15 protein-coding genes are annotated in these 17,763 nt (G+C 73.5%); 10 read left to right on the top strand and 5 right to left on the bottom strand.

Translation table 11 applies throughout. The features are described from left to right. From DV20_RS11895 to DV20_RS11870, 6 genes are read left to right on the top strand one after another with little or no spacing between them, the layout of a single operon-like run. Entirely contained in the window at nucleotides 1-1,626 is a 1,626-nt protein-coding gene (locus DV20_RS11895) for a TRAFAC clade GTPase domain-containing protein (protein ID WP_051735909.1), read from the top strand. After that, the gene (locus DV20_RS11890) at nucleotides 1,623-1,814 is read left to right on the top strand and encodes a hypothetical protein (protein ID WP_043779355.1); all 192 of its coding nucleotides are present in this window, start codon (nucleotides 1,623-1,625) and stop codon (nucleotides 1,812-1,814) included. The genes DV20_RS11895 and DV20_RS11890 overlap by 4 nt, the downstream gene beginning before the upstream one ends. Continuing rightward, nucleotides 1,811-3,331 carry an Hsp70 family protein gene (locus tag DV20_RS11885; RefSeq protein ID WP_043779354.1) on the top strand — a complete coding sequence of 507 codons (1,521 nt, stop codon included), beginning with the start codon at nucleotides 1,811-1,813 and terminating at the stop codon, nucleotides 3,329-3,331. The genes DV20_RS11890 and DV20_RS11885 overlap by 4 nt, the downstream gene beginning before the upstream one ends. A gap of 19 nt (nucleotides 3,332-3,350) precedes the next feature. Beyond that, entirely contained in the window at nucleotides 3,351-3,983 is a 633-nt protein-coding gene (locus DV20_RS11880) for a vWA domain-containing protein (protein ID WP_043779353.1), read from the top strand. Further along, the gene (locus DV20_RS44845; RefSeq protein WP_152603678.1) at nucleotides 3,983-4,201 is read left to right on the top strand and encodes a hypothetical protein; all 219 of its coding nucleotides are present in this window, start codon (nucleotides 3,983-3,985) and stop codon (nucleotides 4,199-4,201) included. Before DV20_RS11880 ends, DV20_RS44845 begins: the two co-directional genes overlap by 1 nt. A gap of 8 nt (nucleotides 4,202-4,209) precedes the next feature. Next, nucleotides 4,210-4,830 carry a hypothetical protein gene (locus DV20_RS11870; RefSeq protein ID WP_043779347.1) on the top strand — a complete coding sequence of 207 codons (621 nt, stop codon included), beginning with the start codon at nucleotides 4,210-4,212 and terminating at the stop codon, nucleotides 4,828-4,830. Between the two features lie 178 nt (nucleotides 4,831-5,008). On the opposite strand, the gene DV20_RS11865 is transcribed toward DV20_RS11870, so the two are convergent. Genes DV20_RS11865 through DV20_RS11855 form a run of 3 tightly spaced genes read right to left on the bottom strand, consistent with a single transcriptional unit; the run spans nucleotide 5,009 to nucleotide 11,043 of the window. Further along, nucleotides 5,009-6,619: an Hsp70 family protein gene (locus DV20_RS11865; protein WP_043779344.1), complete on the bottom strand. Its 1,611-nt coding sequence runs from the start codon at nucleotides 6,617-6,619 to the stop codon at nucleotides 5,009-5,011. Between the two features lie 16 nt (nucleotides 6,620-6,635). Next, on the bottom strand, nucleotides 6,636-10,472 hold the full coding sequence (locus tag DV20_RS11860; protein WP_043779342.1) for a CHAT domain-containing protein: 3,837 nt from the start codon (nucleotides 10,470-10,472) through the stop codon (nucleotides 6,636-6,638). A 34-nt stretch (nucleotides 10,473-10,506) separates the two neighbouring features. Continuing rightward, complete coding sequence (locus DV20_RS11855) at nucleotides 10,507-11,043, bottom strand: TetR/AcrR family transcriptional regulator (protein WP_043779339.1); 537 nt, start codon at nucleotides 11,041-11,043, stop codon at nucleotides 10,507-10,509. A 72-nt stretch (nucleotides 11,044-11,115) separates the two neighbouring features. On the opposite strand from DV20_RS11855, the gene DV20_RS11850 reads away from it, so the two are divergent. From DV20_RS11850 to DV20_RS11840, 3 genes are all read left to right on the top strand, one after another. After that, entirely contained in the window at nucleotides 11,116-12,162 is a 1,047-nt protein-coding gene (locus tag DV20_RS11850) for an aldo/keto reductase (RefSeq protein ID WP_043779338.1), read from the top strand. A gap of 307 nt (nucleotides 12,163-12,469) precedes the next feature. Further along, nucleotides 12,470-12,979, top strand: a complete 510-nt coding sequence (locus DV20_RS11845; RefSeq protein WP_043779336.1) for a hypothetical protein — start codon at nucleotides 12,470-12,472, stop codon at nucleotides 12,977-12,979. A gap of 180 nt (nucleotides 12,980-13,159) precedes the next feature. Beyond that, a complete protein-coding gene (locus tag DV20_RS11840; RefSeq protein ID WP_043779335.1) occupies nucleotides 13,160-14,728 on the top strand; it encodes an alkaline phosphatase D family protein in 1,569 nt (522 codons plus the stop codon). Nucleotides 14,729-14,788: 60 nt separating this feature from the next. Here the strand turns inward: DV20_RS11840 and DV20_RS11835 are convergent, their stop codons facing one another. Continuing rightward, the gene (locus DV20_RS11835; RefSeq protein WP_235190794.1) at nucleotides 14,789-16,450 is read right to left on the bottom strand and encodes an alpha/beta fold hydrolase; all 1,662 of its coding nucleotides are present in this window, start codon (nucleotides 16,448-16,450) and stop codon (nucleotides 14,789-14,791) included. 215 nt (nucleotides 16,451-16,665) lie between these two features. Here DV20_RS11835 and DV20_RS43830 point away from each other — a divergent pair, with 215 nt between their 5' ends. Then, nucleotides 16,666-17,232 carry an RDD family protein gene (locus tag DV20_RS43830; protein ID WP_084093428.1) on the top strand — a complete coding sequence of 189 codons (567 nt, stop codon included), beginning with the start codon at nucleotides 16,666-16,668 and terminating at the stop codon, nucleotides 17,230-17,232. On the opposite strand, the gene DV20_RS11825 is transcribed toward DV20_RS43830, so the two are convergent. Beyond that, the gene (locus DV20_RS11825; RefSeq protein ID WP_167344374.1) at nucleotides 17,113-17,763 is read right to left on the bottom strand and encodes a response regulator; all 651 of its coding nucleotides are present in this window, start codon (nucleotides 17,761-17,763) and stop codon (nucleotides 17,113-17,115) included. The genes DV20_RS43830 and DV20_RS11825 overlap by 120 nt on opposite strands.

Below are 17,763 nucleotides of genomic sequence, written 5' to 3'. Positions count from 1 at the left end.
GTGCCGTACATCCTGGGGTTTATCGCGGCGATCGTCGCGCTGTACTTCGTGGCGTGGCTGCTCGTCGCCGGCCTGCTGTGGTTCTTCCTGCCCGCCCTGTCGATCGTGCTGCCCGTGGCGGCCGCCGCCGGGGTGCTGCTGGCCTTCGGCTCGGCCCTGCTCACGCTCACCGACCGTCGCACGCCGCCCGAGACCGTCACGCCGGACCGCGTCACCGCCGGCGCCACCCGCCTGCGCCGGCTGCGGGGGAACAACCCGTTCGCGCGGGACCGCGCCTGGCCGGCGTACTTCAGCGCGCAGGCGCACGCCGACCTCGGCCAGGTCTGGCGGGCCGATGCCACCCTCCTCGCGGACGGCTGGCACTGGATCGGCGGCGTCTTCCGGCGCTCGTGGCCGGGCCGGGCGGCGGTGGCGTTCGTCCTCGCCCCCGGGTGGTTCGCCGTGAGCGCGGGCGCGCTGGCCGCCACCGCGGTGATCGTCGGGGCGGGCGGGGTGCTGTTGTTCGTCCTGTGGGCGCTGTGGGCGGTTCCGACGGGCCTGCTGCGGGCGGCCGACCAGCTCGTCCGCCGGTCGCGCGGGGCGAGCGGGAGCTGCCCGGCGTGCTACCACGTCACCCAGCTGCCGGTGTTCGCCTGCCCGGGCTGCGGGGAGATCCACCGCGACGTCCGGCCGGGCCGGCTGGGCGGGCTCTGGCGGCGGTGCGGCTGCGGCCACGTGCTCCCGACGTCGGTCGTGCGCGCCGCGCGGAAGATCCCGCCGCGCTGCCCGCGCTGCCTCGAGCCCCTGCGCGCCGGGGCGGCGCTGGTCACCGACGTCCGGCTGCCGGTGTTCGGGCCGGTCTCGGCGGGCAAGACCCGGCTCGTCTACACCGGTCTGCTCGCGGTGCGCGACCGCGTCGCCGCCGACGGCGGGGAGATCGAGTTCGTCGACGAAGACAGCCGTCAGACGTTCGACAACGCGGTGTCGCTGCTCGGGGCCGGCGGCGACACGGTGAAGACGCCGGCGGGGGAGCTGCCGCCGGCGGTCACCGTCCGGTACACCGCCGGACGGCGGCGCGCGCTGCTGCACCTGTTCGACGCGGCGGGGGAGTTCTACGCCGACCGCGACGACAACACCGAACTCGAGTTCCTCGACCACGCGCAGGGCCTGGTGTTCGTGGTGGACCCGTTCTCGCTGCCGTGGGTGCGCGACCAGCTCGCCGGGGGCTCGTCCGTGCCGGTCGAGGCGAACCCGGCCGCCGAGGCCCCGGAGTACGTCTACCACCTGACGGCGAAACGCCTCCAGGACTACCGGGTGGACACCCGCAGGCAGCGGCTCGCGGTGGCGGTGGTCAAGGCGGACCTGCTGGCCGGCCTCCCGCCGGCGGACGACCTCACGCCGGACGGCGTCCGGGCCTGGCTGGAGCGGGCCGGGCTGGACAACCTCGTCCTCGCGGCCGAACGCGACTTCCGCGAGGTCCGCTACTTCCTGGTGGCCTCCCTCGCCGGCCTCCCGGCCGGCGACCCGCGATCGCCGGCCGCGCCGCTGGCGTGGCTCTCGGCCGGCGCCGGGCTCCGGCTGTGGGCCGACCCGGCGAACGCCTCGCCTCCCGGCGAACCGGACAAGGAACCGGAGGAAGCGGTATGAGGGCGTTCAAGGCGTTGCCGCCCGCCTACGCGACCTATCGCGTGGTGCTGATCGCGGTCGTGCTGGCGCTGCTGGCCGTGACGGCTCTGGTCGTCGCCGGCGCGTTCCCCGAGTGGTGGCGGGAAGTGCTGTCCTGGGCCGCGCACCTGCGCCGGGCCTGGACCGGCCTGGGGTGGAGTGCGGTGTGATCCTCGGCATCGACCTCGGCACCACGTTCTCGGCCGTCGCCGCGGCCGGCGCGGACGGGCAGCCGGAAGTGCTGCCGAACCTGCTGGGCGAGCCGGCGACGCCGTCGGTGGTGTACTTCGCGTCGGCCACCGAGGCGCTGGTCGGCGCCGCGGCCCGCACCGCCGGGGCGGCCGACCCGGACAACGCCGTGGCGCTCGTCAAACGCCGGATGGGCGAGGACTTCGAGCTGCTGTTCCACGACGTCGCGCACACGCCGGAGTCGGTGTCCGCGCTGATCTTGCGCAGCCTGGTGCAGGACGCGCGCCGCCACCTGGGTGCGGGGGCGGGCGAGGTGGTCCGGGCGGTCGTCACCGTCCCGGCGTACTTCGGGGCGCGGGAACGGGAAGCGACCTTCCAGGCGGCGCGGCTGGCCGGGATCGAAGTGCTGGAGCTGCTCAGCGAACCGGTCGCGGCCGCGCTGCACTACGGCGTCACCGCGCGGCCCGGGAGCGTCGTGCTCGTCTACGACCTCGGCGGCGGCACGTTCGACACGACGGTGCTGCGCGTCGGCCGGGACGGCGCCCAGGTCGTGGCGACCGACGGAGACAGCAGGCTCGGCGGCGCCGACTGGGACGAGCGGATCGCGGACTTCCTCCTCGAAAGCTTCACCACGGCGGCACCCGGCATCGACCCGTACGACGACGACGCGTTCCCGCACGAGGTGCGCGCGACGGCGGAAGCGGTCAAGAAGGACCTGAGCGTGCGGACGGGCCGGCCGGTTCCCCTGTGCTGCGCGGGGCGGCGGGTGACCGTGCCGTTCGACCGGGCGGCGCTGGAACGGCTCGGCGCCGACCTGGTCGAGCGCACGCTCGCGATCGTCGAGCGGGTGCTGTCCGCCGCCGCGGGCAAGGGGGTCCTCCGCGTCCACGAGGTGGTGCTCGTCGGCGGCTCGAGCCGGATGCCCGCTGTAGCGGCGGCGATCGAGGCCCGGCTGGGCCGGCGGCCCCGGCTCGTGGACCCCGACCACGCCGTCGTCCGCGGGGCGGCGATCCGGGCCGCCGAGCTGGCCGGCCGCGCCCGGGCCCGCCGCGCGACGCGGTCGGTGGTGCCGCGCAGCTTCGGGATCCTGGTCGAGGACAGCCACGACCCGAGCGGCACGCGGCAGGCGGTGGTCCACGTGGTGCACCGCAACGCGCCGCTGCCGGCGACCGCGACGGCCGCGTTCTGCACGGTGGCCGACCACCAGGACGCCGTCCGCGTGCAGGTCTACGAGCAGGCGGGCGAGCTGCCGTCGGCCGAGGTGGCCGACAACCGCCGCGTGCTCGACGGCGAGCTCACCGGCCTGCCGCCGCTGGCGGCCGGTTCCCGCGTCGAAGTCACCCTGCGGGTCGACGAGGACGGGCTGCTCGGCGTCACCGCGAAGGACCCGGAGAGCGGCCGGGTGCTCGAACTCGAGGCGTACATCGACGGTGTGGTCGACGCCGAGTCGACCCGGCGGCTGGCCGGCTCGCTCGGCGCCCTCACCGTCCGGCAGTGACGGTCGGTCAGGAGACGCGATGAGCGAATGGGTCCGCAAGCGGTTCGAGGGCGCCGGCCTGACGCAGTCGCCGCCGGGACCGCACTTCGCGGCCCTGCGGGCGAAGTACCGCTCGACGGTGCTGCTGTGCCTCGACGTCAGCGGCTCGATGGCAGGTCCCCGGCTGACGGAGGCGATCGCGGGCGGCGAGCAGTTCCTGGCCGAGGCCTTCGCGGCCCGCTACGACTGCGGGCTGGTCCTGTGGAACCACGAGATCGCCGAGTACGTACCGCCGGGCGCGTCCCAGGCGGCCCTGACCGACCGCCTCGGCGAGGCGTTCTCGCACGGCGGCACGAACCTGGTGCCGACGCTCGAAGTGGCCGGCCGCGACCTGGCCCCCCTGCCGGGCGACCGGGTGCTGTGCGTCTTCGGCGACGGAGACGTGGGCGACCCCGCGCGGGCGAAGGAGCTGGCCCGCGGCCTGTGCGCGTCGGGCGTCCGGATCATCGTGCGCGGGCTGGGACCGGGAGCGACGTCGGCGTTGTCGGCACTGGCGTGCCCGGGACAGCGGGACGAGCGCCGCCTGATCGCGGACGAGAAGTCGATCCGCACGGGCATCGCGTCGATGGCCACGGGATTGAGCCGAGCCGCGCGGCGGGGAACGGGGGAGTGATGTTGCCGATTCCGCTGCCGCCGCAGTTTCCGTTGCCCACGACGGTCTGGATGTGCCCGCACGAGCACTGCGAGCACCAGGAGCTGGGCTACCCGGACGCGCCGCTCGCCGACGGGGTATGCCCGGAGAAGACGACAGCGGCGCATCCCCGGCGGCGGCTGGTTCTCCGGCCCGGCCGCGAGGCGGGTCCGGCCGGTCGTGGCCTGCGCCGGCCGTAGGAGGGTCGATGACCAAGTTCCTCACGGAATTGCTCAGCCCGTTCGCCGGCCGGCTGCTGGCGGCCGTCTCCCTGGCCTCGACGGTGTTCTGGCTCGTGGGACTGGTGATTCTCTGGCGGTTTCACCCGCAGCCGATGCCGGCCTGCCCGAGCGGTGGCCGCGACCTGTGTGGTGTCCTTTCCGGACACTGGCCTTCGGCGCTGCTGCCCGGCTTGCTGTTCTTCGGTGGCGTGCTCCTCGTCTCGGCGGTCATCCTCTCCTTCCCGCGCTGGACGCTCGGGCTGCTGTGCGGCCGGGGTTGGTGGTGGCGAAGACCGGGCGGAGAATTCCAGCGGATCGCGCGGACCCACCACGCCGGCCGGGCCAAGCGTGGACGGCCGAACCGCGGCCGGTGGTACCCGCAAGGGGTTCCCCACGGCAAGGCCTTCGCCGCACTCGCCCAGCGCGACGACGTTCCCCTCGAATCGACGCGGCTGGCCAATGTCTTCGCTGCCGTGCAGCACCGCATCCGGCTGCGGCACGGACTGCGGGTGGACAGCTGCCAATGGCTGCTGCTGTGCTGGCCGCGCACTGAGCCTACCGGGAGATCTGCCGGGCTTCCGCCGACTATTGCGAGGTGGCCGTGCTGACCAACCGGCCGGCCCTCTACCGCGCCGTGGGTTTCCCGGTGCCGAAGTCCACACTGGACGAGCGGACCGAGGTGACGAGCAGTCCCGTCACCTCGATCGGCGGGAGAAGGTCGACATGGTCCTGCGCTGGCCGGAACCCGGCGGGGACGGCAAGCTCGAATCCTTCTGGTGACCGCCGTCAGCCCTGGACTTCGTGCCGCGCGATGTCCGTGCGGGCCTTCTGGACCGCCGCCGCGTCCATGCCGCCGATCTGGAGGTCGAAGCGGACCTCGGCGCCCGACGCCGGCTCGATCGCGTGGACCGTCAGCGTTCCCGTCTCCGACATGAAGAACGTGACCTCGAACGGGGAGCCCGCCGGGCGGGGTGGGAGGTTGCGCAGGCGGCCGCGGCCGATGCGGACGTTCTCCGACAGCTCCTCCGACTCGAACTCGCCCGCCTGCTCCCAGACCTCGATCTCCACCATCCGCTGCTTGTCGACCGCCACCGCGAACGGGAACGGGCCGGAGTCCGCGGGCAGCGGGGTGTTGGCCGGCAACAGGTGCGCGATCATCTTGCGCGCCCGCAGCGGGTCGGTGAGGGCGAGCGGGTCGCTCGCGTCGACCGCCATCACGCCGAACGCCTTCGGCACCACGCCCGTGACCTTCTTCGTGGCCAGGCTCTCCACCTGGTCGGTGCTCAGCCCGAGCTGGTCGGCGACGCGGTGCGCGGTCGCGCCGTCCTGGACGCGGCGCAGCACGGCGTAGAGGGCCGCGCCCTTCGCGACCGCGACCTCGGGCTCGTGCAGCCGGCCGCGCAGGCCCAGTTTCCGCTCGAGCCGGTCCGCCACGGCCGGCATCTTCGCCATGCCGCCCACCAGGATGACGTCGTCGAACGACGGCACCCCCTGGGCCTTCGCCGTGGCGACGGTCTGCTCGGTGACGTCCACGACGCGGTCCAGCAGGTCCGCGGTGAGCTCCTCCAGCTTCGCCCTGGTCAGTTCGACGCGGGTGACCGCGCCCCCGAACCGCAGCGCCGCCCGGCGGGCTTCGGCGCTGCTCAGGTCCTTCTTCAGCTTTTCGGCGATGGTCGCGAGGTCCTGCAGGAACGCCTCGTCCCGGGTCGGGTCCAGGTCCGGGTGCTCCTCGGTGAAGCAGGACAACAGGTGCGCGCGGACGCGCTGGTCCCAGTCCGCCCCGCCGAGCCGGCCGTCGCCGCCGGTGCACACCGTCCGCACGTCGTCGCCGTCGAGGCGGATGACCGAAGTGTCGAAGGTGCCGCCGCCGAGGTCGCACACGAGCAGGTGGCGGACGCCGGTGCCGGTGTGCAGCGTCTGGTAGTGCAGCGCGGCGGCGACCGGCTCGGGCAGGACGTCGAGCACCCGCAGCCCGGCGATCTTGCCGGCCTGCCGGGTCGCTTCCTTCTGCGCCACCCCGAAGTACGCGGGAACGGTGATCACGACGTCCTCGACCCGCTGCCCGGTGTTCTCCCGCACGGACCGGACCAGCTCCCGCAGGATCAGCGCGCCGACCTCCTCCGGCGAGTAGGTCTGACCGTGGTAGGTCCCGGCGACGTCGCTGACGCCGATCAGCCGTTTCGTCAGCTGGGCGACCAGGTGCGGGGTGAGCACGGCGGCGTGCTTCGCGGAAGTCCCCACGGTGACGCGCTTTCCGGGTTCGAAGTACACCACCGACGGCGTGGTCTCCTCGCCGAGGGAGTTCCGGATGACGACGGCCTTCCCCGCTTCGTCCACCGACGCGATGCACGAATGCGTCGTGCCGAGGTCGATCCCGAACGTCGTCTCCACCGGCATTCCTCCACCTTTCCGGTCACAGGCCCTGGTAGGTGAACGCGGCCCAGGCCCCGATCGTTTCATGGCCGGGCCGCCGCTCCTCCCCGGCCGGCAGCCCGGTGATCCGGCGGGGCAGCCGGCGGCCGGGATCGAGCATCCACAGCTGCGCGGCGCGCAGCGCCGTGGCCGGCTCGGGGTAGCCGGCGTTGAGGTAGTGGTGGAACACCAGCATGAACAACGCGGTCCGGCGGTCTTCGACCGGCCACCGGGTGCCGACCACGCCCGCCGCGCCGCCGGCGAGGAACGCGGTCGCCAGGGTCAGCGCCTCGTCCGGGGAGCTGCCCGTCAGGTCGCTCGCGCAGGCGGCGAGGACGACGAGGGCCCCGGGCCGGCCGGCCGGGCGGGCGGCCGCCTGGCGCAGGATCCGGCGCACGGACAGCGGCGCCCCGCCGGCGAGCTGGAGGTAGGAGTCGATCGGCGGCTCGGTCCGGCGGGCGTGGCAGCTCAGGTGCAGCAGCGACGCACCGGCGGAGTTCGCGCGCGGCAGCCGGTCGAGCACCTGGGCGGGGGTGGGCGGCTCGCCGTCGCCGAAGTCGGCGTCCGGGTAGAAGTTCCGCAGCTCACGGACTTCCTGCCGGCTCCACTCCAGGTCTTCGGCCGCGGCGACGAGCGCGGGCGCCTCGGCCCAGCGGCGCGGTCCCCGCCGGCACGCGTCGACGAACTGCCGGGCGGACGCGGCGTAGGTGATGATCGCGTCCTGGCAGGCGTAGCGGACACCGTCGCCGTCCGCACGCCGCGCGGCGTGCCAGGGCACCCCGCCGAGCCGTCCGACCGGCGCGAGGACCACGCGCGGCACGCCCCGGCGCCCGGACGGGGGGACGGCGCCGAGGATCGGCCCGATCGCGGCCCGCCACGCCCAGCCGGCGAGCGCGGCCGCGGCGTCGTCCCACCGGCGGCGGGCGCGCTCCCCGGTGACGTCGGTGCGGTCGAACCGCTGCAGCGCCCGTTGCGCGCGTTCGAACTGCTCGACCGGCCCGTTGCGGGTGACGGCGAGGTACGGCAGCGGGAGCTCGCGGGCCGGTCCGCGGTCCGGGACGATCAGGGCGTAGCCGGCACCTTCGTCCCTCGGGACGAGGTAGACCAGCGCAGCGGCCCCGGCGCCGCGGAGCGCGGCGGAAATGTCCGCGACGGTGGGTGGGGACAGCAGGCGGCGTTCGGTTTCGGTGCCTTCGACGGCCTGCAGGACTTCGCGGCGCAAGGTGTCGGGGACGCTCATGGCCGCCACCGGGCCGGCGAACGCGGCGGTGGTGGAGTCCTCGCCCGGCTGGGCCGCCCAGCGCTCGGCCAGCTCCGGGTGACCGGCCTCCCGCAGCAGCGCGGCCGTGTCGGCCTCCACGGTCGCCGAGTGCAGCACCATGGCCCGCCCCAGTTCGAGCGCGTGGGCCGCGGCCGGGACGTCGTCCGCGTCGAGGCACCAGCGGGCGACCGTGACGGCTTCGCCCTCGGCGCGCTGCGCGGTGCTGAGCGCGTGCGCCGCGGTGGTCTGAACCAATACGTCCCGCATCCGCGCGCGCAGCCCCTCGAGGCCGGCTTCGACGGCGCGGACGTGGTCGCGGCGCGCGCGGTCCCCGCGGGCGTGGTAGCTCTCGCCGAGCGTGTTGTACAGCGCGGCGGTGTCGCTCAGGCCCGGTTCGCCGAGGGCCAGCAGCCGGGCTTCTTCGAGCCAGACGATCGAGGCGTCGATGTCCTGCGGCCGCCGCCAGTGGGCGTACCGGACCCGCAGCGCGAAACCGAGCGACCCGAGGTGGGCGAGCTGTTGCCCGAGGAACTCCGAGGGCTGCAGGCATTCTTCGGTGAGTAACGCGATCGCGGCGCTGATCCGCGCTTCGTTCCGTTCGGCGATACCGACGCCGAGGTGGGCCATGGCCGCCTCGGACCGCGACCCGAACAGGCTTTCGTCACCGGGCGCCCCGACGGCGTCGGCCGCGGCCCGGAAGGCGTCCAGGGCGGGGCCGCCGGTGGGAAAGCCGGGTTCCTTGCCCGTCAGGGCGCTCCGCAGCATGGTCAGGGCCGGTCGCAGCCGGCTCCAGTCGTAGACCCGCCACTGGTCCGCCGGAATCGAGTCCACGACCTCGTCGAGCTCGTCCAGCAGCTCGTCCAGCTTCCCAGCGGTCAGGCCGGCAGGGGCGGCGAGCGCGCCGATGATGCTCATGATGCGCGCCATCCAGTCCGTCGCCGGGGGTTCGCCGTCCGCCGGGGAGCGGCCCGGTGCCGGTTCACCCATGAAGAGCTGCAGGGCCTCCAGGTCGCCGAGATCGCGCGTGATGAGGTACCGCTGGGCGAGCAGGGCGCCGATCTGCGGGGCCAGCAGGGGGTGCAGTTCGTGCTCCGGTGGCAGCTGGGCCGAGGCCTGCTGGATGCGGGCGATGGCGCTGTTCATCAGCCCCGTGTCGTGGGTGGAGATGGCCAGGACCGCTTCCACCCAGGCCGAGATGAGGGAAAGGATGCCCGCGTCGGACGGCGAGGCCGTCGGCCGGTCCCTGGCCCGCACCAGCACGTCCCGGACGCGGCGCACGCCGGTCATGGACTTTTCCCGGACGGCGTGGTGGACCCCCGCCACCGCGAGGGAGCAGAGGTTGCGGGTCCGGGCCGGGTGGTCGGGCAGTTCGGCCAGCACCCGTTCCAGCTGCGCGATGGTCGACTCCAGGTCCTCTCTGGAGGGCAGCGACAGCAGCGACTGCCGCGACTGCTCCGGTGCGATTTCGCCGATCAGGTTCTGGAGCATCGGTGTCACCGGGTGCCCGGTGAGTCGGCCGAGAGCGTCGAGCATCTCGTCGACGGGGGCCAACGACGCCGGGGCCGTGCCGGTCAGCCGATTGCGCACGACGTCGAGGGCGGCGCCGGTCATCGACAGCACAGCCGAGCTCGCCGAGCCGGGCGCTTCGTCCTGCCGCGCTTCGGCCAGGAACTCGGCCGCCGCCCCGAGCTCGTCGGCGGTCGCGGTGCCGGAAGCCGCGCTCAGTTTCGCCATCGCGCGCATTCCGCCGATGAGCGAGGCCATCGGCCCGGCCGTCGCCTCGGGCGACACCGCGTCCAGGTGCTCCAGTGCCACGCCGAGCCGTTCGCCGACCGCGGCGTGCAGGCCGTCGGACCGGGCGGCCTCGACGGCTTCGGGGCTGAGGGCCGCCGGTCCGGTGCGCAGTTCCCGCGGTAGCGCGGCGCCCAGCGCGAGCTGGGCGAGGAACAGCCGGGCGGCGTCCTTCGCGTTCGTCTCGGCCGCCGGGTCCTCCGTGATCGCCGTAAGCTCGCGCACCGCTTCGGCGTGGTCCTCGGCGTCACCGCCGTCGCCCAGGTACCGGGTCGCCCGCAGCAGGCCGAGCCGGAAGGACGTCAGCCGCTCGAGGTCCGGTCCCGACGCGGCGGCGGCGGGCCTGCCGGTGCTCAGCGCCTCGAGCGCGTCGTCCAGTTCGGCCGCCGACCACGTCCCGTTCCGCAGGATGCGGTGGGACGCGAGCAGGCCGAGGCGCAGGGCGGCGTCCAGGCCGACGGCCTCGTCGACGGGCAGCGTCCGGACCTCCCGGAACGCGGCGATGGCCTGCTCGCGGTGGTGGTCGTCGACCGGTCCGTCCGCGGCCGCCACCGCGTGGTCGAAGAGGTCGAGGTGCGCGAGGCCCTGGAGGTAGCGCACGTGCGCGAACGCGGTCGAGTCGCCTTCTCCGGCGAACACCGCCGCCAGCGTCTCGCCGAGTTCGACGACCTCGTCGAGGGCTTCGCGCGAACCTTCGGTGCTCCGGTCCACGGCGTCGTCGAAGGCCGCGACCCACGCGCCGAACTCCGGATCGGCCTCGCCGTGGCCGTCGTCACCCGTGGTCATCGCCGGGAACTCTACCGACAAGCCGGTGACGACGTCACGACTCGATGATCGCCGTCAGTGCCGCGGTGAAGGGAGCCGGGTCGAGGTCGCCGCGCACGGCGAGTTGCTGGGTGTAGCCGTTGCAGACCGCCACGAACGCTTCGGCGATCCGTTCCGCTTCGGCCGGCTCGTGGCCGGGCAGGAGCGCGGCGACCGCGGCGCGCAGGTCGCCGAGTTGCCGGCGGACGAGGGCGGCGAGCTGCGGGGAGACCGCGGCCTCGGCGTAGATCTGGGCGACCAGCCGGGCGTGGTCCTCTTCGCGGGCCATGGTCCGGACGTGCTCGAGGAACTCGTGCACGGACCCGGCCGTCAGCTCGGCGGGCAGCGCCTGGGTCGCCTGCTCGCAGATGGCGGCGACGATCTGGTCCTTCCCCTTGAAGTACCGGTAGATCGCCCCCACGGAGAGGCCGGAAGCTTCGACGAGGTCGGTCATGGACGTCCGCGCGAACCCGTGGCCGGCGAAGCGGGCGCGGGCCGCGTCGATGATCTGCTGACGTCGCGCGTCGAGGTGGGCTTGGGTGACTCTGGGCATAAAGAACGACCATTCGTTTTATGTGGTACTGTCCACACTGTACCCCACCGCTCGTGCCTCAAGGAGACTCCTGTGCGCTACCAGACCTTCGGACGGCAAAGCGGGTTGCGGGTCTCGGAATACGTCCTGGGCACGGCCAACTTCGGCTCGGCGCCGTCCGCCGCGGGCCTGGTGGGCGCCAAGGCGATCTTCGAAGCGTTCGTCGCGGCCGGTGGCACGACCTTCGACGTGTCGAACATCTACCAGAACGGCGAGGCCGAGACCGTGCTGGGCGATCTCCTCGGCCGGGAGCGCGACGACTTCGTGGTGATCGCGAAGTACACCGGGAGCAGGCAGTCCCGGGTCCGGCCGGGGACCACCGGCAACAGCCGCAAGGTGATGATCCGCTCCCTGGAGGAGAGCCTGCGGCGGTTGAAGACCGGCTACGTGGACGTCTTCATGCCGCACTTCCCCGACGGCGTGACCCCGGTGGCGGAGATCGTGGCCGGCCTCGAGGACCTGATCCGAGCGGGCAAGGTCCGCTACGGCGGGCTGTCGAACTTCCCGGCTTGGCGGGTCGCCGGCGCGGCCGTCAGGTCGGAACTGAGCGGGCGCGCGCCGCTGGTCGGCATCCAGACCGAGTACAGCCTGGCCGAACGCTCCGCGGAGCGGGAACTCATCCCGATGGCTCAGGCCCACGGGCTGGGTGTCGTCGGGTACGGCCCCTTGGCCGGTGGTCTGCTCACCGGGAAGTACCGGCGCGGTGAGCAGGGGCGGCTCAGCGCCCAGGCCGCGGCGGGCGAGGGTGCCGGGCGACGCGCCGCCGTGCTCGACGCGGTCCTCGCCGTCGCCGACGAGGCCGGTACCGGGCCGGTCCAGGTCGCGCTGTCCTGGCTCCGCCATCGCGCCGCACAGGTCCGGACCTCGCTGATCCCCATCGTGGGACCCCGCACGCCCGCCCAGCTGACGGGTTACCTCGACGCACTGAGCGTCGAGCTCGGCCGAGCGCACCACCGGCGGTTGGACGAGGTCAGCGCCGTCCGGCTGGGCACGCCGCACGAGGACGCGGCGGCCGCCCTGGCCCACGGCACCGACGGCGACCGGAGCCTCCTCGACGTTCCCCTCGTTCCCGTGCCGTGACCTTCGAGCCGACCGGCTCGCTCGTCTTTCGATTTCTTCCGGAGCCGGCCCCCGCATATCGTCCCGGAAAGTTTTTCATCGACGCCAACGGGTGGTACTTCGTCAAAAGATCGCTGAGGAAAAGCGTAAAAGAGAAGTACGGGAAAGGGCGCCCTCCTTCGTTGGCCTGGCGTCGGTTCCCGAAATGTGGGTAATTTTGCCGAATCGGTACGGCGTGCGCGGGCGGAGCCTGGTCCGGACGTACCAATTTCCGGGACGTCCGCGGAATTTCGCGGCGGATCACGGAAAGCGCGGTAATGCTTCAGGCATGAGTTCATCGCTTAAACGAGTTTTCGTCGCGGTCGCCGTCGCCGCGTTGTCGGTGGGGGTCGTCGCCCCCGCTCAGGCCGACCCCTACCAGTTGCCGACCATCGACGATCCGGCCCCGGAGGAGCCCGGCACCGGCGGCGGCTCCGGAGGCGGCACGACCGCCGCCTACGTCCTGCAGGGCGTGATTCAGACCGAGGGCACCGAAAGCGACGGGACCGCCCGCCGGATGAAGCTCCGCGGCTACTCGCGCTTCGCCACCCCCGGCAACGACCGGCGCGACGCCGACTACATCAACGTCCAATGCACCGCCACCGCCCAGACCGGCGCTGTCACAGGCGAGTACGACTCCGAAAACGGCGGCGCGCTGGTCGACGTCCACTTCGGGTCGCCCTGGATCCCCAACGGCGCCTTCTTGCGCTCGGTCCACGTCGCCTGCACCCACTACGCCACCAAGAGCGGTGTGGTCTACGAGACCACCAGTGCCGCCGACATCACCATTCCGTACTGACGGCTCCCGGCGACCGGACCCGGCCTGCCCGGGCCCGGCCACCGTCACTCCTTGATCCGAGATGAAGTTCGCCTACCTCATCCGGGTGTACACCGCCGGGCCATCGGGATGTCCCTCTGTAGTCATCCGCCGAACTTAGCGTGTGCGGGCCGTAATCGGTCTTTTCGGAAGAGGTGACACATGGCTGGTTCCTTCGACGCCGCCGCGGGTCCGGCGCCGTCCCGGCGGCAGGTGCTGCTCGCCGGGACCGCCGCGCTCGGCGCCGCCGCGCTGTCCGGCATCCCGGCCGCGGCCGCCGAGGGCGCGGGGCACGCGCCGGTCCGGGCGCCGTTCACGCTGGGGGTCGCGTCGGGCGATCCGCTGCCCGGCGGGGTGGTGCTGTGGACGCGGCTGGCGCCCCGGCCCCTGTCGCCCGACGGGGGTATGCCGTCCCGTCCGGTGCCGGTGAGCTGGCAGGTCGCCGAGGACGAGCGGTTCCACCGGGTGGTGGCGGCCGGTGCCGAGCTGGCTCGCCCCGAGCAGGCGCACGCGGTGCACGTCGAGGTGTCCGGGCTGCGGCCGGGAGCCGAGTACTTCTACCGCTTCCGGACCGGGACCGAGCTGAGCCCGGTGGGCCGGACGAAAACCGCGCCGCGGCCGGGCGCGCGGACCGACCGGTTCGCCTTCGCCTTCGCCAGCTGCCAGAACTACCCGGAAGGATTCTACACGGCCTACCGGCACCTGGCCGAGGAGGACCTCGACCTCGTCGCGTTCCTCGGCGACTACATCTACGAAGGGGGCGCGCAGGGCACGATCGGCCGGGCGCACGCGCCGGCGGCCGAGATCTGGACGCTCGCCGACTACCGCACCCGGCTCGCCCAGTACAAGAGCGACCCGGACCTGCAGGCGGCCCACGCGGCCTTCCCGTGGGCGGTCGTGTTCGACGACCACGAGGTCGAAAACAACTGGGCGGGCGACATCTCCCAGCCCGACACCGAACCCGACCAGGACCCGGCGGTGTTCCGGCAGCGCCGCGCGGCCGCCTTCCAGGCGTACTACGAGCACATGCCGCTGCGACGCGCCCAGCGTCCGTCCGGCCCCGGCATCCGCATCAACCGGCGGCTGACCTTCGGCGACCTGGCCGACGTGCACCTGCTCGACACCCGCCAGTTCCGCGACGACCAGGAGGTGACGCCGGAGGAGCGGCTCGACCCGGCCCGCACGATCCTCGGTTCCGCGCAGCGGGACTGGCTGCTGCGGAACCTGGCCGGCCGCACCGCGCGCTGGAACATCCTGGCCCAGCAGGTGTTCTTCTCGGCCCGCGACTTCACCGCGGGCCCGGAGACGAGCTTCAGCGACGACGCGTGGGACAGCTACCCGGTCGAGCGCGACCTCGTCCGCGACCACCTGGCGAGGGCGAGCAACCCGGTGGTGATCACCGGTGACGTGCACGCGAGCTACGTCGCCGACATCAAGGCCGACTTCACGGACCCGGGCTCGGCGACGGTGGGCACGGAGCTGGTGGGCACCTCGATCACCTCGGGCGGCGACGGCGTCGAGCAGAACGCCGGCGATGCCGTGCAGCTGCGGGAGAACCCGCACATCAAGTTCGTCAACCGCAAGCGCGGCTACGTCCGCAACGTCGTGACCCGGACCGAGTGGACGGCCGACTACCGCGTCGTCGACTACGTTTCGCGGCCCGGTGCGCCGGTCACGACCCGGGCGAGCTTCGTCATCGCCGACGGGGAAGGCGGCGCCACCCCGAGGTAGGACCCGAGGTCGCCGGCCCGCCGCACCGCTCCGACGCGGTGAGGCGGGCCGGAGCCGCGGTCAGCGCTTCCGGTTGAGCGTGCTGATCTCGTCCTGCACCCGCGCCGGCAACGCCGTCACGCCGCGGAAGGACTGCGCCCGGACAGACTGGGCCGCGCTCCGCACCGGCCCGGCCACCGGGTACACCTGCTCCTCGCCGGGCAACGGGACACCGGGGCAGGTCGTCGAGCGGGGGCGGGAGTTCTTGACCAGGAAGACGTTCACCAGGCCGTCGACGCACGGGTTGCCGCCCAGCGCGTACTGGCCGTGGAACGGCGAATCGTCCACCGACACCAGTGGCACGCCCGCCGAACGCGCCCCGGACGTCGCCTGCTCGTAGCCGGTCTGGGGGTCGAACTCGCCTTGCACCACAAGGATGTTCGCCGCCGCCTCGGCCGGGATCCGCGGCGGGAGCTCGTGCTGGGGCTTGTCCGACCAGAAGGCGCACGGCTCAGTCAGGCCGTAGGCCCAGCCGAAGAGCGGGTAGGACGGGCCCTGCCGGTCGCTGAGGCGCTTGTACCAGGCCGCCGAACGCGTGGGCTGGTCGCCGCACGCCACCGCGTAGCGGGTTCCGGACGTCTGCCGGTAGTCCGGGGCGAGGCTCGACGCGGCCACCCGATCGGTCGTCAGCTCGGCCGCCGGGACGCCGAACGCCGTCCGGGACACCGCGTCGAGGTCGCCGGCCAGCGCCGCCGGGGCCGGGGCCGTCGTGCCGTCGAGGGCCTGGGCGCCGAGGAGGAAGATCAGCGCGCCGAGGGCCCACCGGAACGCGCTGCCGTTGCCGACGAAAATGCTGTCGTAGGTGTCCGGCGCGAGGCCGTGCGTGCCGTAGTAGGCGCGGACCCGCTCCCACTTCGCCTTGACCTCGGCGGGCGTCCCGCCCAGCTGGGCCGGGGCGTTCCGGGCCAGCCACGGCAGGTAGACGTCGTCGAACTGGCGCTGGTCGATGACGGGGAACGCCTCGAAGTCGGCCTGCAGCCTGCCTTCGAAGTCGACGCTGGAGTCGAGCACGGTCTTGCCGGTGTGGCCGGGGAACAGCGACGCGTACTTGGCGCCGAGCCAGGTGCCGTAGGAGTAGCCGAGGTAGTTCAGCTTCTCGTCGCCGAGCAGGACGCGGATCAGATCCATGTCGTGGGCGGTCTGCCAGGTGGTGACGTAGGGCGCGAGCGCGTCGCTTTGGCACGCCTCGGCGACGGCACGGGGTGTCTGCTGGTGGGCCGCGATGCTCGCCGCGGAGCGGTCCCGGGCGTCGAGCGGGCCCTGCGGCAGCCGTCCGACCGGCACCTGGCACTGGAAGCCGCGGTCGTCGGTGCCCGCGTGCCCGGTGCCGCGCGGGTCCATGCCGACGAAGTCGTAGAGCTGGTTCACCGACGGCTGCAGCGCGGCGAGCTGCCCCGCGAGCGGCGTGCCCTGGCCGCCGGGCCCGCCGGGGTTGAGCAGGATCGCGCCGCGCCGCTCGCCGGTCGCGGCGACGCGGCTGATCGACACCTCGAGCTCCGGCCCCGCGGCCGGGTCGGCCCAGTCCCGCGGAACCGTGACCCGCGCGCACTGCGCGGGTTTCTCGTCCGCCGCCGGCTCGAACGGGCAGCCGCCCCAGGTCAGCTGCTGCGTCGTGTACGGGGTGAGCGGATCGGCGGCCGCGGCGGGCACCGCCGCCGCGAAAAGGGCGGCCGTCGCGGCCACCACTCCTGCCCTTGCCGTCCTTGCTGTCCGTCCTGTCCGTGCTGTCCGGGAGAGGCGCACCGGGGGTCCTTCCGTCGGCGGGTGGGTGCGCCCGAGCCTGGCCCGCCGGCGCCCGCCGGTGATCAGCCCGCGGGACGATCTCGCGGCGTCCGCCTCGGCCCCGGGTATGAGACACCCGGCGCGCGCCCGGCCGCGGCGGCCGCGATCATGGGTCCATGACCGGTTCCCGGCCGGGGCTCGGCGTCGTCGGCCGCCGCCTCGCACAGTTCCTGCTCGACGAAATGCTCGTCTTCGTGCCGATGCTGCTGCTCGCGATCGCGGTGGTCTGGCTGTTCCACCCGGACGGCGTGGGGTTGCTGACGTTCCTCAAGGTCGTCTTCTACGCCATGCTGGCCTTGGACCTCGTGGGCCAGTGGTTCGTCAACGCGTGGTGGCCGTACCGGCACGGCGGGCAGACCCCCGCCATGCGCCGGCTCCGCCTGCGGGTCGTGACGCTCGACGGCGGCCACCCGTCACTGGGGGCGTTCCTCCTGCGGGAGCTGCTGATGGTGGTCGACGGGTTCGCGTGGGGCCTGGCCGGGCTCACCGTGATGCTGTGCAACCGGCGGCGGCAGCGGTTCGGCGACATCGTGGCGGGCACGGTCGTCGTGCGGGTCCCGCGGTCAGCGGACCAGGCCGCTCTCCCACGCCCAGATGGCGATTTCGGTGCGGTTGCGGGCCCCCAGCTTGCGCTTGGCCGCGCCGATGTGGGTTTTGACGGTGGGCAGCGAAACCACCAGTGAGCGGCAGATCTCCTCGTTCGTCTCCCCGCGCGCCACGGCCTTCACGACGTCGAGTTCGCGCGGGGTGAGCGGGTGTTCCGGTGCGGTGGCGCGCCGGGGCGCGCGGCGCGCGTAGTGCGCCAGCAGCCGGGTGGTGATCGCGGGGGAGACCAGCCCCTCGCCGTGGGCGGCCGCGTGCACCGCCTCGACGAGCAGGTTCGGCCCGGCGTCCTTGAGCAGGAATCCGCACGCCCCGGCCCGCAGCGCCGCGTGCACGTTTTCGTCCAGCCCGAACGTCGTCACCATGACCACGTGCAGCGGCTCCGGGACGTCCGGGCCCGCCAGCAGTTCGGTCGCCCGCAGCCCATCCACGCCCGGCATCCGGATGTCCATCAGCGTGACGTCCGGGCGCAGCCGCCGGGCCAGCCGCACCGCCTCGTCGCCGTCGGCGGCCTCGCCGACGACCTCGATGTCCGGCTCGCCTTCGAGGATCAGCCGGAACCCCGCGCGGACCATCGCCTGGTCGTCGGCGATCAGCACTCGCGTCGGCAC

The sequence above is a fragment of the Amycolatopsis rifamycinica genome, from assembly GCF_000695625.1.
Classification (GTDB): Bacteria; Actinomycetota; Actinomycetes; order Mycobacteriales; family Pseudonocardiaceae; genus Amycolatopsis; species Amycolatopsis rifamycinica.
This window is presented reverse-complemented; position numbering and strand designations above follow the sequence as displayed.